Consider the following 17,919-nt stretch of genomic DNA (forward strand, 5'->3'; position numbering starts at 1 on the left):
CTTTTCCTGGTTTCCTGGCCGGTCTCTTTAAGAGCGCCGATGCCCGCCGCGTCGCTCCGGCGAGGCACCCATGACGTCTCGCGGGTGCACGCCGGTTGCGTCGGCTATCCAAACCTTAACTTTGCATTTTTGGCGAAGCATGGCACGCTTTCTCCAGGCTTCAACAACTGGAAGGAGGTGATCCGATGTCGAGTGGGATCTTGAGGACGGCGATGTCGGGATCGCTGGATTTCAAGCCGGGTCTGCCTCTGGGGACCGTCTGAAGGCCAGCGTTTCGCGGCCCGGCGCCACAACCGCCGGACAACGCCGCCCGAATCTCACGGGGGCCGCCCACAGGGCGGCCCCTTTGCTTTTCCGCCCCGCATTCCTCCCACCGCAAACCTTGCCCACTGCCCACTTCCTGCCTGCGGCCCGCTGCCGACCTACTGCCTACTGCTGCCCACTTCCCTCCCCCCACCACCTATTTCCAATTGCCGCCACGCCGCAAACTCCCTACGGCCTAATCGTCCGGCCCTGCCTTTACCCCTGGTGTCCCCATGCCCCTCCTGCGTTTCGACCTCATCGAAGGCCGCTCCAAGTCCGAGCTCAAGGCGCTTCTCGACGCGGCCCACCGCGCCATGCTGGCCGCCTTCAAGGTGCCCGAGCGCGATCGCTACCAGATCGTCCACGAGCACAAGCGCTCGCGCATGATCGTGGAGGACACGGGCCTCGACATTCCGCGCACCGACGACGTCATCATTCTGCAGGTTACGACGCGTCCGCGTGGGCGCGAGGCCAAGGAGCTTTTCTATCGCCTGCTGGTGGAGGAGTTGGAGCGGAGCTGCGGCATCGCCCCGAGCGACGTCATGGTGTCGATGGTCGAGAACACGGACGAGGACTGGTCGTTCGGGCATGGGCGCGCCCAGTTCCTGACCGGCGAGCTGGCTGGCGCGAGCGGCGAGGATTGACGCGCGGTTTGAAATTTTTGCACGTCAGCCGGAATAATTTACTCTTCCACCGGAACCCGCCTGTTTCGCCTTACTTCACTCTCTGACGACAAATTTCCTCCATCTCACCGTGTTTCCGTCCATATTGGACGCCAATCAGGCTTGTGAGTACCAGGGGAGGTTAGTGTGTTCAGTCGCGGTTCCAGTTCCGATCCCAGTCTACCGAAGCCTCCGAGCCCGCCGAGCGGCTTGGCCGGACCCGTGCCGTCATCCGGCAACGGACGCGCATCTCCCTTCGGCGCCGCTGCCGCCATGGGCACCTCCGTCATCGGCACCGACCTCACCATCCTCGGTGAGAAGATCACCATCATCTCCCAGAACAAGCTGCAGATCGACGGCGACATCCGCGGCGACGTGACCGGCAAGCAGGTCGTCATCGGCGAGGACGGTTCGGTGATCGGCACCGTCTGCGCCGAGCAGATCGAGGTGCGCGGCGGCGTGCGGGGAGCGATCAAAGCCCAGTCCGTGACGCTGCACCCGACCTCCGTGGTCGAGGGCGACATCTTCCATCAGACGCTTTCGATCTCGGAAGGCGCACAGTTCGACGGCCGCGTGCGCCGCGCGAAGGACACAGCCGAGATCGCCCCCAATCTGGACGTCAACAGCTACCCGGCGCCATCCCAGCCCGCGGCCGGATAAGGTTCGCGCAAAGCGCAACGCTGAGGGAAGCAGCAAACGAGCCCCGCCCAGGATCCTGGGCGGGGCTCGATGTCTCTGGATCGGCGCGCGGGTGTCAGAACGGCCGGCGCCCGAGGCTGTTGGCGTCGATGCAGGCTTGATAGATGCGGATATCGCGGCCGACGAACTGGCAGATGTGCCGCTTGTAGTTCGGGTTGTTTCGTATCTCGGCCTCCGAGACCTTCATGCCGTGCTCGCGCGCGACCTGCGCCACCAGCTTGTCCTGGCAATAGGGCGTAGCGATCCGCGATCCGCTGACGATCTGGAAACCGTCGATGCACTTGATGCCCGCCGCGTCCGCCGGCGTCGGCGCAAAGGCGAGCAGCGGCACGGCGAGAAGCGCGGCGAGAGCGAGGACTTGGCCCAGCGTCCGCCGGCACCGGGTGTCCGCAGGTGAGGTCATGGGGAGCTCCAATGAGAAAAGCGGCAATGCGGGCAGCCCGCCGGCTCGCACGAGACGGTAAGGCGCCCGGAAGGACCGAGGCGGGAGAGGACCGGATAGCAGCCGATACTCTCCTGGAAAGCTTGCGGAAAAGTATGGTGCGCAGCGGAGGAAGTTCAAGGCGGGCAGGAACTCCTGCACGCCATTCAAACTCTTGCCGCATCGCTCCGTTTGCCACAAAAGAGCCGCATTTTCTGAGGCTTGCGAAGCAAGCTTTATAAACCATATTGTGCGACCTGCCGTCGCAGTTTTTGCAGTGCAAAATAAAAAACGAAATTAAATCAACACAACATGTATCGAAATAAAACGACGTTCAACTCCAACCGTTGATTTTGCCCAATTCGGCTGATCAGGTGCGCGCCACCAGAACGGGTGCTCGATAAGGGAGCCCCGGAATATCGGAGCGACAGAACACGTTCTGGAGTTGTGCTGAGGAATTCTCTGCGTATCGGTTGCCCATCACTTTGGTGAACAAGTGACGACCCGCCCAAGAGGCGGAAGGCCCGACCTTGGTTCCTCGGGGGAGCCGGCGGCCTGACGGGGGTAAAGCCGCATTCGAGCCGCAGCACTGTCGCTGGGAAGATGGAGACAATTATGCGGTATCTCGCTTTTGCAGCCCTGGCTGCACTTTCGGTTGGTTTCGTTGACGCTCGCCCGGCGAGCGCGGCCCATTCGGAGTACACGGGGTCGCGGGCTGCCTGTGGCAGCACGCACAAGGCGAAGAAGACATCCTGCAGGAAGATGGCCCACAAAAAGGCCCACCACCATGCGAGCAAGGCCAGCCACAAGAAGGCTTCTCGCCGGGGCGGCGTGGATCGCCGCTCGGCCAAGCACCACCCGGTCGCGAGCGTCGGCTCCTCGGGCGGCTCGCACGGCATGGCGTCCTACTACTGGCAGGGCCAGATGACGGCGTCCGGTGCCCGCTTCAACCCGGGCGCCATGACGGCCGCACACCGCACGCTGCCCTTCGGCACGCGCGTTCTCGTCACCAACCGCAACAACGGCCGCTCGGTGACCGTGGTCATCAACGACCGCGGCCCCTTCATCAAAGGCCGCATCATCGACCTCTCCCGCGGCGCTGCCGGCGTCATCGGCATGACGCAGTCGGGCGTGGCTCCGGTCACGATCGCGGTACTCGGCCGCGGCTGACATCTGTCGCACGTTCGAGTTGCAGGGGCGGGCCGCGCAAACGGCCCGCCTTTTTCATGGCCGGCGGACCCTCGTTGACGTTGACTCTGTTCCGCAGGAGCCTTGGGGTAGCGGAAAAATCCAGTATATTGCAGAAAGTTGCTATCCACGGGGTGGGCCGCCGCATGAAACTGACGCCGAGCAGCAAGGAGCGCGTTGCGGCGGTGCAGATCATTCGCACCGCAATGGTCGAGAAGAAACTCACCCAAGCAGAGCTCGCCGACGCGGCCGACTGCCACGAGAAGACCATCCAGAACCTCCTACACGGCAAGCCGGTCCGCGAGCAGACCCTGTTCGACGTGGCGATGGTGCTGGGGCTCGACTACCAGCGCCTGAAGGAGTCCTGGTTCGGCTCCATGTCCACCGCCCAGCCCATGGAACTCAAGGGCGAGGGCGGCGTCGTCGCACCGGTCTACATGGGTGCCTATACGCGCGCCGCCGTGGACCATTACATCGGCAGCTACCTCACGATCCGCCCGGCATTCGCCAAGCCGGACGCCATCGTCGCCTACCGCACGGACATCGTCTGGGATCCGGAATGGCCGAGCCTGCTGTTCGAGGAGCGAGAGCGCCCCGATGCGCCCTTCTCGCACCGCGGACGCCTCTACGTGCCGGCCGCCTCCATGTACATTCATCTGGTCTCGCTGACCAAAGGCGCCATGCGCATGGTCCTGGTGTCCCAGATCGATCAGAACGACGAGATGCGCGGCATCATCACGACGCTCAACAAGCAGCGCGCGACGTTCATGCCTGTCGCCTCGCCGATCGTCTACATGAAGCGCCAGGAGTTCAAATCGCTCGCCCTCGGCGAGATCACGCCCAAGGCCCCCGAGTACAGGCTTTACAAGGGCATGCTCGAGACCTCGATCGAGGAAGGCTACGCCCGCCTTGTCGGTCCCTGACAGTTGACACTCCTCGTCGGAAGCGCTCGGGGTTCCACGTGTCTGGATCCCGGCCTGCGCCGGGATGACGGAGTATTTACGGCGATCCGCCGGGACACATAGCAACATCGCCCCGACATCATGGCGGAGCCATGCTCCGCATGGACGATCGGGGTTCAGACACGCCCGCCGCATGTCGCCGCATTCAAGCCCGCGATGCCGCGACGTCGGGCGCGGTTCCGCTGTCGCTTTCGTCCTCCGATGCTGGCATCCCTCCCCGCCCCTGAAAGCGGTGCGCAAGGTCGGCCGTCTCGCGCCGCCCGATGGCGCGCATATGCTGGCCGATCCACTTGTGGGTCTGCGTGCGGCCCGCCGAATGGAGATAGGTAAGGAGCCCGAGATCCGGCTTGAGCTTGCTGTCATCGGAGAGCGAGGCTGTGTAGCGCCCCGCCTCGATCATGTGGAACCGATGCGCCGCGAGCGCCCCCTGCGGTCCGCGCTTTGTGCCGAACCATCCCCCGACGGAATTGCGCACCGCGAGGATCATCTCGATATCCCTCAGCAGCGGCGCATTGAAGGTAAGCCGGTTCACCCCACCTGCAATCTCGCGGACACCCTTGGGAAGCTCGCGCCGCTCGAGCGGATTGAGCTCGACGATCAGCGTGTCCTTGACCGGGCTTTCCGTCGCCAGCGTCACGAGATCGGGGTTTTTGGAGAAGCCGCCGTCCCAATAGCCGACGCCGTCGATTTCGACCGTCCGGTGCAGCGTCGGCAGGCATGAGGACGCGAGCACGGCCTCGACGGACATCTCCGCACGCCGGAAGAGGCGCGGGCGCCCGGTCGCAACCTCCGTGGCGGCGATCAGAAGCTCGACGGGGGCGCGCTGGCGGATGCCCTCGAAGTCGATGGTATCGGACAGCAGCGTGCGCAGCGGATCGTAGCCCAGCGGATTGAAGTCGTAAGGCGACAGAAAGCTCGTGACATGCGCGAGCGCGTTGGGACTGCTGAGGCCGGCCAGGAATGGATTGAGCCGCAACAGATCGGGCACGCCTGCCTTGTGCACGCCTTCCCATACCTCGCGCAGCTTGGCGCGTGCACCCTCGCGGCCGCCGGTGACGAGGCCCGACGCCAGCGCGACTGCATTGACCGCACCCGCGCTCGTTGCCGAGATCCACCCGAAAGAGAGATGCTCTTCTTCGAGCAGGCGATCGAGCACGCCCCAGGTGAAGGCGCCGTGCGCGCCGCCGCCCTGCAAGGCCAGATTGATCTTGAGATGACGCCTGAAACGCGACAATCGGTGTTGTTCCGCATCCGTTTCCGAAGGTGCGGACACTAGCACGAACCGGACCCGGGTGACCCTCGCAATCGGCCGCATGGACCTCGGAACGCCGTCTTGAGCGTGCACAAAATGTGCGCGAATTGTGGCACCGCTCAGCACGGAGCATCGAGGCGCGACGCATCGGTCATCGGCCGGGCATGACGAGATCTTCACGCGCGAGACGGACGATCTCGCCCTCCGTCTCGGCCAGTCCGCGGATCTCGCAATCGATGTGCGCAAGCCCGCTCTCGCGCCGCATGCGAAGCACGTGATAACGCGCGAGCGGTTCGGCCTTGTGCGCGGCTGCAGCCGAGGCCGACGCCGCGCCGAGCACCGGAATGCCGCGCACCCCATGCCGGCGCCAGGCCAGCATCTGCCGGTGGTTGTGCCCGTGCAGCACGAGTTCCGCGCCGCAACGCTCGAGCACCTCGGCGAGCGCCGCCGCATCCTCGAGCGCGCGCCGCGGCGGCGCCTGCCCCGGCAGCGGAGGATGATGGATCAGCACGACGCGGATGAGCCCCGTTTCTCCGAGCCGCACGAGCGTCTGCGAAAGCGCGGCAATCTGCGCCTCCCCGAGCCGTCCCGCGGCAACGAACGGCGGCGTCGGCACGGCCGAGTTGAGCCCGATCAGCGCCACCGGCCCCTGCCGGCGCACGTAGGGGAACCGCACCGGCCCCGTCTCGTCCGTCGGCGTCTCGTTGCCGCGCATGAACGGTGCCCATGTCTCGAGGCAGGAGGCGCCGCCGAGCCGTCGCGTATAGATATCGTGATTGCCGGGAACGACCGAAACCCGCCGCGGATCGCCCAGCGCCTCGAGCCAGGCGAGCGTGTTCGCATACTCGCCGGGCAGTCCCAGATTGGCGAGATCGCCGGTCACTGCGATATGATCGGGCGCCTGCGCGAGCGCATCCGCCGCGATGCGGTCCGCAACGCCGCGCGAATGGACGTGCCGCCGCCCGCGCTGCCAGTTGAGGTATCCGAGGGCGCGCTTGGTGTTGAGGTGCCGGAGATGAAATCCATCGAGCGGCCCCAGGTGCACGTCGGAGATGTGGACAAGCGTGAAGGTCTCGGTCATAGGCCCTCGGGGCCCGAGGCTGTGCCCCAGGAGATGCCGTGGTGTCGCCGGAGAAGATGATCCACAAGGCGTTGCAGCGCTACTGGCGTTACTCTCGCGGCTTGACGCTGGGCGCACAAGGCGTCGTGCTCGACGCTCAGGACCGTGTGCTTCTGATCCGGCATACCTATCGCCCGGGCTGGCACTTCCCGGGCGGAGGCGTCGAAAAGGGAGAGACGGCCGAGGACGCGCTCCGCCGCGAGCTTCGGGAGGAAGCCGGCGTCACGCTGACCGGCCCGCCGGAGCTGTTCGGCCTCTATGCCAACCATCGTCTGTTTCCCGGCGATCACATCGCCCTCTTCGTCGTCCGCGCCTGGCACCAGGAGGCCGTGCCGAAGCCCAATGCGGAGATCGCCGAGCAGGTCCTGGTCCCCTGGGATGCGCTGCCGGAAACCATAAACCCGCCGACCCGCCAGCGCATCCGCGAGATCATGAGCGCCGCGCCCCGCACACCGCATTGGTCCCCCTGACGGGCCTGCTGCACGGCGGACGCCTCCGGCCGCGGGATCGGGATCCGCTCGGGCACGGCCGGCACGCCGTTCCGCACTCTGGACCCTCGGGGTCCGCCATGCTAAAGCGCCGCCCATGAGCACCCGGTCCACCATCCTGAGCGAAAGCTGCCGCCGACGAGCGCGCCCGCCGCGCCGCGCGCGTTGATGCGCCACCTGTCTGAACGCACGCCAGGACCCCAAGCGATGCTCGCCAAAATCACGACCCGGCCCGCCGCGCCGGAAGACATCCCCCTGATCTCCGCCCTCCACGACCGGGCTTTCGGCCCCGGTCGCTTCGCACGCACGGCCTACCGTGTGCGCGAGCAGATGGGACTTGGCCGCGAGATCTCGGATTTCTGCCGGCTGACGATGGCCGGCGAGCGCATCGTCGCGGCGATCCGCCTGTCCGAGATCCTCATCGGCGGCAGGCCCGGCGCCGTGCTGCTCGGCCCCCTCGTCGTCGCGCCCGAATACGCCGGGCAGGGGTACGGCCGCGCGCTGATCAAGGAGGCCATGGATGCCGCGGGCACCGCCGGCAACCGCCTTGTCATCCTGGTCGGCGACGAATCCTATTACGGCCGCTTCGGCTTCGCGCCCGTTGCTCCGGGCACGATCACGCTCCCCGGCCCCGTCGACCCCACCCGCCTTCTCGCCGCCGAGCTCGAGAACGGCGCCCTCTCCGAATACCACGGCCCCATCTCCGGCCGCTGATCCCTACTGCCTACTGCCTACTGCCTACTGCCTACTGCCTACTGCCTACTGCCTACTGCCCACGTCTCACTTCCCTGCCTGCTGCCCGGCTACCCGCTGCCCACTCCATCAATCCTCGAACGGATCCTTCATCAGGATCGTGTCGTCGCGCTCCGGGCTCGTCGAGAGCAGCGTGACCGGGCACTCGATCAGCTCCTCGATGAAGCGGACGTACTTGACCGCCTGCGCCGGGAGGTCCGCCCAGCGCCGCGCGCCACGCGTCGATTGCGACCAGCCTTCGAACGTTTCCCAGATCGGCTCGACGCGGGCCTGCGCGTTCTGGCCGGCCGGCAACCGCGTCAGCGTCTCGCCGTCGAGCTTATAGCCGACGCATACCTTCACTTCGGGGAAGCCGTCGAGCACGTCGAGCTTGGTCAGCGCGATGCCGCTGATGCCGGAGACCTTGGCCACCTGCCGCACCAGCACGGCATCGAACCAGCCGCAGCGCCGCTTGCGCCCCGTCACCGTCCCGAACTCGTGCCCGCGCTCACCGAGCGTCTCGCCGATGGCATCGGTGAGCTCCGTCGGGAATGGTCCCGCGCCGACGCGCGTCGTGTAGGCTTTGGCGATGCCGAGCACGAAGCCCAGCGCGCCGGGTCCCATACCCGCCCCTGTCGCGGCCTGCGCCGCCACCGTGTTCGACGACGTGACGAACGGGTACGTTCCATGGTCGACGTCGAGCAGCGCCCCTTGCGCGCCCTCGAACAGAATCCGCTTGCCGGCCTTGCGCTCGTGGTCGAGCAGCTCCCACGTCACGTCGACATAAGGCAGCACCTTGGGCGCGATCTCAGCGAGCTCCGCCATCACCGCCTCCCGGCTGACCTCGGACTTGCCGAGCCCGCGCCTCAGCGCGTTGTGATGCAGGAGCATCCGGTCGACCTTGGATCCGAGCGTCGCCTGGTTCCGGAGGTCCTGCACCCGGATCGCGCGGCGCCCGACCTTGTCCTCGTAGGCCGGGCCGATGCCGCGTCCCGTGGTCCCTATCTTCCCATCGCCCGCCGCCTCCTCGCGCATGATGTCGAGCTCGCGGTGGAACGGCAGGATCAGCGTTGCATTCTCCGCGATGCGCAGGTTCTCGCGGCCGATCTCGAGTCCCTGCTTCTTGAGCTTCTCGATCTCCGCCATGAGCGCCCACGGATCGACGACCACGCCGTTGCCGATCACGCCGAGCTTGCCGGGCCGCACCACACCGGACGGCAGCAGCGACAGCTTGTAGGTGGTGTCGCCGATGACGAGCGTATGGCCCGCGTTATGGCCGCCCTGGAATCGCACGACCACATCGGCCCGCTCCGAGAGCCAATCGACGATCTTGCCCTTTCCCTCGTCGCCCCACTGGGCGCCGACGACCACCACGTTCGCCATTCTTCTCACCACGTGTCATGAAATGGCCCCGGCTGATCGAGCCGGGGCCGAACCAAAAGCCTAGGTTTATAGCGCCCGCGGAAAAGTGGAAGCAGTTTTCGCCCCTGCCCCAGCCCCTCACGCTGATCTCAGCACCCCAAAATCCTTAACACATCCTGCCTGCTGCCCGTTGCCTGCTGCCCCACTCCCTACTGCCGATACACTACGCCCTTCGCCGACGGCCACGACACCCGATACCCGAACGCGATGGTCTGCTCTTGGTCGGGCTCGAGCTTGCTCTCCCACACGACGATGCCGCGCTTGTCGTCGACGTTCTGTTTCGTAGGTGCCTTGCCCGTCAACTCGACCTTGATGTCCTGGTTGGCCGAGACCGGCACCTGATCGAAGACGACCAGCGCCACCGGCCGCTCGTGCATGCTCTTGACCGAGATGATGAAGTTGCGGTTGTCCGTGCGTGAGGTGGAGATCAGCCCTGTCTCGCCCCGCGTCTCCTCGGAGATCGTATGGCGCACGCGGACGAGATCGTCGATGCCGAAGCCAAGCTCGTGCTCCTCTCCGGGCGACAGGATCGGCAGTCGGCCGGAGCCTACGAACGTGCCGTCACGGAAGAGCGAGACGGCCCCGGGAAGCAGCGGCGAGCCTTTCGGCAAGGCGAACTTGGCATAGAGATACGCCTTGGGATCGACCTTGGGCACGGTGCGGATGGTGAGCTGCGGCTCAATCGTCTCTTCGCCGAGCTGCACGCGCTTGGCCTCGCCCGTCTCGGGAATGGAGAGCCGTCCCGGCACGGTGTAAAGCGCATGGAACGGCGCCTGCACGACGCTCGCCGGCCGTTCGGCCACGATCGCTTTCTTGTACCGCAGCGTCTCGCCGCCGAGACCGTCGTGCGTATCGGCGGCTTCGGCCTCGGGCGCGGCTTGGACCATGCCATCCTCTGCGGCCCGCCCGACCGGAGCCGGAGCCATGGACATCGTCGGCGCGGGCCTCGGCGGAGGCTCGAAATCCACGATCAGCGGCTGGAGATCCGGCGCCGCTGCCCCCGCCGAGGGCCGCGTCGTCGAGAGCGTGACGGCGACTGCATCCCAGGCTTCGCCCGTCCTCTGGCTGATGGAGGCGCGCCGGGTGAGATCGATCTTGGGCGCCACCGTCTTGGAGCCGGTCGCGAGCCGCACGTCGTAGAGCGGCGTCCAGGACGCGTGCGAGACCTGGTAGCGCACCGTGATGTCCGCCTCGAGAGGCGACTGCGCGACGACGAACACCTTGGCCTCCGTGAGCTCCGTCCGCTCCGGCGCCATCTCGGAAAGCTTCTTCTCGAGGTCCGTGACCTTTCGGTCCGTCTCGCGAATGCGGATCTCAGCGTCCTGGATCGCGCGCTGCGCTTCCGCCGAGCCGGCAGCGATCAATGCCAGAACACCCGTCCAGTCCTCGGTACGCCCGTCTCCCGAGGTCGGCGCGGGCCGCGTCGGCAGTTGCGTGAGGTTGCCGATCAGGGACTTCTGCGTCTCTGCCGCCTGGACCTGCGCATCGAGCCGTGCCCGCTCGTCCCGCAACGCCTCGATCTCCGTCTCGAGCTGGCGGCGCTCGGAGGCGGCCGCCTCGGCATCGGCACGCGGCACGAACAGGCGGCGCGTATCCACGGATCCGATCTCGAGCTTACCCGATGCGGTCCCTTCAACGCGGATCGACCCCTCGACGGCCCCGGCCGGCAGATCGCGAAACACGATCGTATGCTCGCCCTTTTCGAGCTGGACCTTCGCGACGCGCGTCACCTCGGCGCCCATGGGAAACACGGTGACGGCATTGATCCGCGACACGGCCTCAACCTCTGCCGCGCGGGTGACGCCTGCGGAGGCTGCAAGGGAAAGAAGCGCGACGGCAAGCACCTGCTTCACGGGGCGACCTCTCGGGATGTAGTTGAGAATTATCCTAAAGAAGAGAATGGGATACCGCGGAGCTTGCACCCGCCAAGCGACGCATCCTGGACCCATCCCTGCCTGCGGTCGGTTCGCGACGAATTTATGACCGGCATCCCGATTTTGCGTTCACCCGGCGCAAATCGGCAAGTCTCCGGACCTGACGCAGGACAGCTGCGGCACGATCCGTTGCTGGCCTGGGATCGCGCATGTATGGTGCCCCTCCGGCGCACTTTGTAGGGGGGAATGCGTATGAGCCTGTCACTCGATCGGCGCGGTTTTCTGATGGGCGCAGCCGCCGCCCTCGCGTTTCCCCGCGAGGCTCTGGCGGCGCGATCGGATTGGTACATCGGGAAAATCCCCGACCACCCGTTCAATATCAAGCTGGTCGACAAGACGCGTATCCCGCCGCAGTTCCATCGCCAGTCGGTACGGTACACGGGACCGGAGCAGCCCGGCACGATCCTCATCAATAAGCAGGAGCGGATGCTCTATTACATCGACGGGCCGGGAACCGCCATTCGCTTCGGCGTTGCCGTTGGCCAGGATGGGCGGCGCTGGAGCGGCGAAGCCATCATCGGACGAAGGGCCAGATGGCCGGGCTGGACACCGACCGCCAACATGCGCCGGCGCAACCCGTCGCTGCCGGCTCACGTGCCCGGAGGGCCGCGCAATCCGCTCGGCGCCCGCGCGCTCTACCTCTATCGCGACGGCCGGGACACGCTCTATCGCATCCACGGCACCAACGAGCCGTGGAGCATTGGGAAGTCCGCCTCCTCCGGCTGCATTCGCATGCTGAACGAGCACGTGTTCGAGCTGTTCGGAACCGTCCGGGACGGCGCCCGGGTCGTTGTCCTGTAGTCCGCTCCCAAAGCAGCATCGCGATGGCGGGCACGCCGGTTTCGAAACCTTTGCCGGGCGCCCGCTTTTCAAACCCTATTTGAAAGCCACGGGAGACGCGCCGGACTGACCGAAGCGGTAGCGCAGGCTGACCAGCACGTCGTGCGAGGTGATGTCCTGGATCTCGAGTCCTGTGTACCACCCGCCGAGACCGTCAGAAGCGCGCCCTGTCTTGGCGTCTCCGAGATCCGCATAGCGGTAGGCCACGTCGAGCGCGAGGTTGGGTGTCACGTCGTAGCCCACGCCCGCATAGAGCGCCCAGGCGAAGTTGGTCGTCGTCTTGCTCGCGTCGCCCGTAAAGGTGGCAACCTTCACGACGTTGACGTCCTTGAAGTTCTCCACCTCGAACGCGCTGATACCGATGCCGCCGCCGACGTAGGGCGTGAAGCCGCGCCACCTATAAAGGTCCACGTACGCGTTGAAGAGCCCGAGCCAGCCATCGAGGTCGGCAGAGTAGTCGTTGTTGTAGCCATCAACGTGATTGTAGTCGCGCGCCTTGAAGCGCTGATTGCCGCGGTACTCGCCCGTGACGTCGAAGCGCAGCCAGCGATTGTACTCGAGGCCCACGCCGACGCCGAAGATCGCCTTGCGCTCGATGTCGATGCTCTCAACGATGAAGTTGCCGCTCTCGTAGCCGGGGCCTTCCGTGCCGCCGCCGCTGGTCCAGATCGAGCTCGCGTCCTCGTTCTTCACCCCGACAGTACCTTTGAGGTACCAGGTCCGGCCCGCAACGGGCACGGGCGCATCCTTGATGCTGCCGTATCCCAGGTCCGCAGCGCGCGCCGGAACGGCCGGCCCCGCGAGCACAACAATACCGACGGCTGCGCCGACGGCGGCGCAAGCGCGTGAAAATCTCATGACGGTCCTCTCGAAGGCTGTCCCGGGGCTGCGCGGGATCTGGCAACAACGCAGCACGGTTCGCGAGAGGAACTCTGGGCCCGCAATCCTTAATGGAAGTTTAAGCTGTGCTCCAACCCCGCACGCCGGGGGCGCACGTCGCCCAAGCACGGCGTGGCGCGGCGGGCCGCAGCCACCCGCCCGGCATCGATGAGGAATGCGCTTATGCCGCCTCAGCGGCGGCTTTCACGGCCTCGACGATGTCGCCGACGACCGTCGAGACGAGCGTCTCGTCATCGCCTTCCGCCATCACGCGGATCACCGGCTCCGTTCCGGACGGACGGATGACGAGGCGGCCGCTGTTGCCGAGCTGCTGTCTCGCACCCTCGATCACGCTCCGCACGCGCGTGTCGTCGAGCGGCTTGCCGCTGGCGTAGCGCACGTTCTGCAGGATCTGCGGCAGCGGCGTGAAGCGCGCGCACACCTCCGAGACCGGCTTGCCCGTCGCCACCACGCACGCGAGCACCTGCAGCGACGAGACGAGCCCGTCGCCCGTCGTCGTGAAATCCGAGAGCACGATGTGTCCCGACTGCTCCCCGCCGACGTTGTAGCCGTGCCGGCGCATGTGCTCGACGACATAGCGGTCGCCGACCGGCGTGCGGGCGAGCGAGAGGCCATGGTCCTTGAGGTAGCGCTCAAGCCCGAGGTTGCTCATCACGGTCGCGACGATGCCGCCGGCGCTGAGCTTGCCGCGGCGGTGCCAGCTCTCCGCGATCACGGCCATCAGCTGATCGCCGTCGACGATATGTCCCTTCTCGTCGACGATCACCACGCGGTCCGCATCGCCGTCGAGCGCGATGCCGATGTCGGCGCGCACCTCGCGCACCTTGTCGATCAGCGCCTCGGGCGCCGTCGAGCCGCACTTGTAGTTGATATTGTGTCCGTTGGGATCGACGCCGATCTTGATCACTTCGGCGCCGAGCTCCCACAGCGCCTCGGGCGCCACCTTGTAGGCCGCGCCGTGCGCGCAGTCGATGACGATCCGGAGCCCGTTGAGCCGCAGGTTCTTGGGCAGCGTGCGCTTGGCGAACTCGATGTAGCGTTCCTGCGCGCTGTCGACCCGTGTCGCCCGCCCGATGCGGTCGGCGGGTGCCAGCAGCGGCTCGGAGGCTCCCTCGATCAGCTGCTCGATCTGCAGCTCCACCTCGTCGGACAGCTTGTAGCCGTCCGGATCGAACAGCTTGATGCCGTTGTCGCTGTAGCGATTGTGGGACGCCGAGATCATGACGCCGAGGTCGGCGCGCAGGCTCCGCGTCAGCATGGCGACGGCGGGCGTCGGCATCGGCCCGAGCAGGAACACGTCCATGCCAACGGACGTGAACCCGCTCATCAGCGCGGCTTCGAGCATGTAGCCGGAAAGGCGCGTATCCTTGCCGATGACGACACGATGCCTGTGGGTGCCGTTCTGGAACAGCCTCCCCGCCGCCATGCCCACCTTGAGCGCAACCTCCGACGTCATCGGGTGCCTGTTGGCCTGCCCGCGGATGCCGTCGGTCCCGAAATAGCGGCGTGTCATCTGGTCCCCTCGTATGATGGCGGATGAGCCCCGCCCCGACAATTTTACGGGCCCGTCCCGCGCACGCCAAGGCGTGCCCGGGGAAATTCCCCTGCCGGTTGCAAGCCCCTCATTCTAATCCATTCTTCGAAGAAGAATTGCGAAAAGACTGGCCGCGCGGCCGTTTCACAGCATCAGGAGGCCGCGGGGCGCGCAAGGGCGGCTTCCGAACCCGCCTGAACAGCCTCCCACACGGCGACGGCCTGCCGGGTTTCCCTCACGTCGTGCACCCGCACGATCTGCACGCCCTGGGCGATGGAATGCAGCGCGGCGGCGAGCGAGCCCGGCACGCGGGCCCTGGGATCCTCGACATTGCAGAGCTGCCCGATCAGCTTCTTGCGGCTGGCGCCGAGCAGCACCGGCACGCCGAGGCCATGATAGAGGCTCATCGCATTGAGCACCGCCACGTTGTGGTGCAGATGCTTGCCGAAGCCGATGCCGGGATCCGCCACCAGCCGCGCCTTCGGGATGCCGGCCGCGACGCAGGCCCGGATGCGCTGCTCGAGAAAATCGAACACGTCGAGCACCACGTCGTCATATTGCGGATTGTCGTTCATCGTCTTGGGGTCGCCCTGCGCATGCATCAGCATGACGGGGAGCCCGCTCTCCGCCGCGACCTCGAGCGACCGGGGGTCGTGCGTGAGCGCCGACACGTCGTTCAGGATATCGGCCCCTGCCGCCGCGGCGCGGCGCATCACGTCCGCCTTACGCGTGTCGACGGAGATCAGGGCATCGGTCCTGGCTCTCAGCCCCTCGATCACCGGAATGACGCGGCGGATCTCGTCGTCGACGGCGACCGCGTCCGAGCCCGGCCGCGTCGATTCCCCGCCGATGTCGAGAATGTCGGCCCCTTCCTCCGCGAGCCTCAGCCCATGCGCGATCGCAGCCGCCGCCCCGTCGTGCTGCCCGCCGTCGGAAAAGCTGTCGGGCGTGACATTGACGATTCCCATGATACGCGGCCGGTCGAGCGAGAGCCCGGCAAGCCGCGCCCGCGGCGCGCGGATGGCCTCGAGCAGGTCGGAGGCCGCCAGCGTATTGCGCCCCCAGTCGCGCTCGAAGAGCTCGCCGAGCCCGACGGTGCGGCGGATCGTGCCGCCCGGCGCGCGCTCGAGCACCTCAAGCGCCGAGAAGGCGAGCGGGCCGCCCGCGAGCGGCAACCCGCCCCAAACCTCCTGCGGCGTCTCCGGCGACGCATCCCGGCGCGCCGCATAGACGCCGAGTGGACGGATATAGATCGAGCGCTGCATGGGGCTCCCAGAAAAAGCTGCGTTTCCCCTCCCCCTCTCGCCGAAGGCGAGTCTTCGACTCGACGTGGGGAGGGGTCAGGTGGGGGACTCCCGGCATCAGCCGCGTAGTGCCGAGCCGATGATCAAAAGGAAACGGCCGCGATACCGTCGCGGCCGTCCGAACTTAAGCGAGCCTGGCCCCGGCCATCAAGCCTGCGGCTGGGGCTCCATGCCGCCCGTGCCCGGCTCCTCGCGCGGGCGCGGACGCCCGACCGTCGGCACGGCCGGCCCAGTCGATCCCTTGGACGAATCGTCGTCGCGCCGCACGATGGTCTCGCCGCGCATGATCGCCGCCACCTCCTCGCCCGAGATGGTCTCGAAGTCGAGCAGCGCCTTGGCGACGGCGTGCAGCTTGTCGATGTTCTCGGTGAGGATCTTCCTCGCCTTCTCCTCGCCGGTATGGATGAGATTGCGGATCTCCTCGTCGATGAGCTTCGCCGTCTCGTCCGAGATGTTCTTGGTCTGCGTCACCGAGTGACCCAGGAACACCTCCTGCTCGTTGCCGTTGTAGCGCACGCGTCCGAGCGTATCGGACATGCCCCACTCCATGACCATGGCGCGCGCAAGCTGCGTCGCCATCTGGATGTCGCCGGTGGCGCCGTTGGTCACGTTCTCGGGGCCGCCGAGCAGAATCTCGGCCTCGCGGCCGCCGAACAGCACGGCGAGGCGCGCCTCGCACCACTGCCGCGTGCGGCTGTGGCGGTCGCCCTCCGGCAGGTTCATCGTCACGCCGAGGGCGCGGCCGCGCGGAATGATCGTCACCTTGTGCAGCGGATCGTAGGGCACCTTGAGGCCGACGATGGCATGCCCCGCCTCATGATAGGCGGTGTTGCGCTTCTCTTCCTCGCTCATAACCATGGAGCGCCGCTCGGCGCCCATCATCACCTTGTCCTTGGCGTCCTCGAACTCGACCTGCGTCACGAGCCGCTTGTTGCGGCGTGCGGCGAGCAGCGCCGCCTCGTTGACGAGGTTGGCGAGATCCGCGCCCGAGAAGCCCGGCGTGCCGCGCGCAATGGTCTTGGCGTCGACGTCGGGCGCGATCGGGCTTTTGCGCATATGGACTTTGAGGATCTTCTCGCGTCCCGCGATATCCGGGTTCGGCACCACGATCTGCCGGTCGAAGCGGCCCGGGCGCAGAAGCGCGGGGTCGAGAACATCCGGCCGGTTGGTGGCCGCGATGATGATGATGCCTTCGTTGGCCTCGAAGCCGTCCATCTCGACGAGGAGCTGGTTCAGCGTCTGCTCGCGCTCGTCGTTGCCGCCGCCGAGGCCCGCGCCGCGGTGACGGCCCACGGCGTCGATCTCGTCGATGAAGATGATGCAGGGCGCATTCTTCTTCGCCTGCTCGAACATATCGCGCACGCGCGACGCACCGACGCCGACGAACATCTCGACGAAGTCAGAGCCCGAGATGGTGAAGAACGGCACGTTGGCTTCGCCCGCGACCGCGCGCGCGATCAGCGTCTTGCCGGTGCCGGGAGGGCCGACCAGCAGCGCGCCGCGCGGGATGCGTCCGCCGAGCCGCTGGAACTTCTGCGGATCGCGCAGGAACTCGACGATCTCCTCGAGGTCGGCCTTCGCTTCATCCACGCCCGCCACGTCCTCAAACGTGACGCGGCCCTGCCGCTCGGTGAGCAGCTTCGCCCGGCTCTTGCCGAAGCCCATGGCGCGGCCGGAGCCCGACTGCATCTGCCGCATGAAGAACACCCACACCGCGATCAGGAGCAGCATGGGGAACCAGTTGAGGAGCACGGACAGGATCGACGGCACGTCCTCGTCGGACGGCCGCGCCTTGAACTTCACGTCCTTGGTCTTGAGGCGCTCGACGAGCGAGGGGTCGGACGGCGCATAGCTCGTGAACGGCGTGGCGTTGTCGCGCATCGTTCCGTAGATGCGGTTTCCGGCCAGCGTCACCTCCGCGACCGTTCCCGCATCGACCGCGCTCAAGAAATCCGAATAGCTGATCTCGGAACCCCGGCGGCTCTGCGTGGGGCTATTGAACAGGTTGAAAAGCGCGGCCAGCAGCACGAAAACGGCCACCCAAATCGCAAGCTTCTGAAAATTCGGATTCATTTGCTTTCCCGAGCGAGCCGGCACGAAATCAGGGCTGCCGGCTTGGATCCACCTCTGACTGCGCCCTAAGATAGGTGCCGCACCC

At 66.5% G+C, this 17,919-nt stretch carries 16 protein-coding genes; 7 read left to right on the plus strand and 9 right to left on the minus strand.

Annotated features, from left to right (window positions below; genetic code table 11):
- Positions 1–536 precede the first annotated feature (536 nt).
- Together V7082_RS06690 and V7082_RS06695 are read left to right on the plus strand one after the other, a co-directional pair.
- Positions 537–947, plus strand: coding sequence for a tautomerase family protein (locus V7082_RS06690; RefSeq protein WP_334146997.1), 411 nt, complete (start codon positions 537–539; stop codon positions 945–947).
- Positions 948–1,112: 165 nt separating this feature from the next.
- The gene (locus V7082_RS06695) at positions 1,113–1,625 is read left to right on the plus strand and encodes a bactofilin family protein (protein WP_334146999.1); all 513 of its coding nucleotides are present in this window, start codon (positions 1,113–1,115) and stop codon (positions 1,623–1,625) included.
- A gap of 94 nt (positions 1,626–1,719) precedes the next feature.
- Here V7082_RS06695 and V7082_RS06700 read toward each other — a convergent pair whose 3' ends face one another.
- Complete coding sequence (locus tag V7082_RS06700; protein ID WP_334147001.1) at positions 1,720–2,067, minus strand: hypothetical protein; 348 nt, start codon at positions 2,065–2,067, stop codon at positions 1,720–1,722.
- 780 nt (positions 2,068–2,847) lie between these two features.
- Between V7082_RS06700 and V7082_RS06705 the strand changes: the two genes are divergently transcribed.
- Both V7082_RS06705 and V7082_RS06710 read left to right on the plus strand, forming a co-directional pair.
- The gene (locus V7082_RS06705; protein WP_334147003.1) at positions 2,848–3,255 is read left to right on the plus strand and encodes a septal ring lytic transglycosylase RlpA family protein; all 408 of its coding nucleotides are present in this window, start codon (positions 2,848–2,850) and stop codon (positions 3,253–3,255) included.
- Positions 3,256–3,419: 164 nt separating this feature from the next.
- The gene (locus tag V7082_RS06710) at positions 3,420–4,196 is read left to right on the plus strand and encodes a helix-turn-helix domain-containing protein (RefSeq protein ID WP_334147005.1); all 777 of its coding nucleotides are present in this window, start codon (positions 3,420–3,422) and stop codon (positions 4,194–4,196) included.
- Positions 4,197–4,380: 184 nt separating this feature from the next.
- Here V7082_RS06710 and V7082_RS06715 read toward each other — a convergent pair whose 3' ends face one another.
- Together V7082_RS06715 and V7082_RS06720 are read right to left on the minus strand one after the other, a co-directional pair.
- Positions 4,381–5,469: a patatin-like phospholipase family protein gene (locus V7082_RS06715; RefSeq protein WP_334147007.1), complete on the minus strand. Its 1,089-nt coding sequence runs from the start codon at positions 5,467–5,469 to the stop codon at positions 4,381–4,383.
- A 169-nt stretch (positions 5,470–5,638) separates the two neighbouring features.
- Positions 5,639–6,568: a metallophosphoesterase family protein gene (locus tag V7082_RS06720; RefSeq protein WP_334147009.1), complete on the minus strand. Its 930-nt coding sequence runs from the start codon at positions 6,566–6,568 to the stop codon at positions 5,639–5,641.
- 41 nt (positions 6,569–6,609) lie between these two features.
- Here V7082_RS06720 and V7082_RS06725 point away from each other — a divergent pair, with 41 nt between their 5' ends.
- Positions 6,610–7,077, plus strand: a complete 468-nt coding sequence (locus V7082_RS06725; protein ID WP_334147011.1) for an NUDIX domain-containing protein — start codon at positions 6,610–6,612, stop codon at positions 7,075–7,077.
- Between the two features lie 225 nt (positions 7,078–7,302).
- Positions 7,303–7,809, plus strand: coding sequence for a GNAT family N-acetyltransferase (locus tag V7082_RS06730; RefSeq protein ID WP_334147013.1), 507 nt, complete (start codon positions 7,303–7,305; stop codon positions 7,807–7,809).
- 108 nt (positions 7,810–7,917) lie between these two features.
- Here V7082_RS06730 and V7082_RS06735 read toward each other — a convergent pair whose 3' ends face one another.
- Positions 7,918–9,210: an adenylosuccinate synthase gene (locus tag V7082_RS06735; RefSeq protein WP_334147015.1), complete on the minus strand. Its 1,293-nt coding sequence runs from the start codon at positions 9,208–9,210 to the stop codon at positions 7,918–7,920.
- A 188-nt stretch (positions 9,211–9,398) separates the two neighbouring features.
- A complete protein-coding gene (locus V7082_RS06740) occupies positions 9,399–11,102 on the minus strand; it encodes a mucoidy inhibitor MuiA family protein (RefSeq protein WP_334147017.1) in 1,704 nt (567 codons plus the stop codon).
- 273 nt (positions 11,103–11,375) lie between these two features.
- Here V7082_RS06740 and V7082_RS06745 point away from each other — a divergent pair, with 273 nt between their 5' ends.
- Positions 11,376–11,984, plus strand: a complete 609-nt coding sequence (locus tag V7082_RS06745) for a L,D-transpeptidase (protein WP_334147019.1) — start codon at positions 11,376–11,378, stop codon at positions 11,982–11,984.
- 75 nt (positions 11,985–12,059) lie between these two features.
- On the opposite strand, the gene V7082_RS06750 is transcribed toward V7082_RS06745, so the two are convergent.
- From V7082_RS06750 to ftsH, 4 genes are all read right to left on the minus strand, one after another.
- Positions 12,060–12,881: an outer membrane protein gene (locus tag V7082_RS06750; RefSeq protein WP_334147021.1), complete on the minus strand. Its 822-nt coding sequence runs from the start codon at positions 12,879–12,881 to the stop codon at positions 12,060–12,062.
- A 202-nt stretch (positions 12,882–13,083) separates the two neighbouring features.
- A complete protein-coding gene (gene glmM / locus V7082_RS06755) occupies positions 13,084–14,436 on the minus strand; it encodes a phosphoglucosamine mutase (RefSeq protein ID WP_334147023.1) in 1,353 nt (450 codons plus the stop codon).
- A 173-nt stretch (positions 14,437–14,609) separates the two neighbouring features.
- Positions 14,610–15,722 (minus strand): dihydropteroate synthase, encoded by a 1,113-nt coding sequence (folP, locus tag V7082_RS06760; RefSeq protein WP_334147025.1) that lies wholly within the window; start codon positions 15,720–15,722, stop codon positions 14,610–14,612.
- 186 nt (positions 15,723–15,908) lie between these two features.
- Complete coding sequence (gene ftsH, locus V7082_RS06765; RefSeq protein ID WP_334147027.1) at positions 15,909–17,834, minus strand: ATP-dependent zinc metalloprotease FtsH; 1,926 nt, start codon at positions 17,832–17,834, stop codon at positions 15,909–15,911.
- Between the last annotated feature and the right edge of the window lie 85 nt (positions 17,835–17,919).

Source organism: Hyphomicrobium sp., assembly GCF_036833075.1.
In the GTDB taxonomy this organism is placed as follows: Bacteria; Pseudomonadota; Alphaproteobacteria; order Rhizobiales; family Hyphomicrobiaceae; genus Hyphomicrobium_C.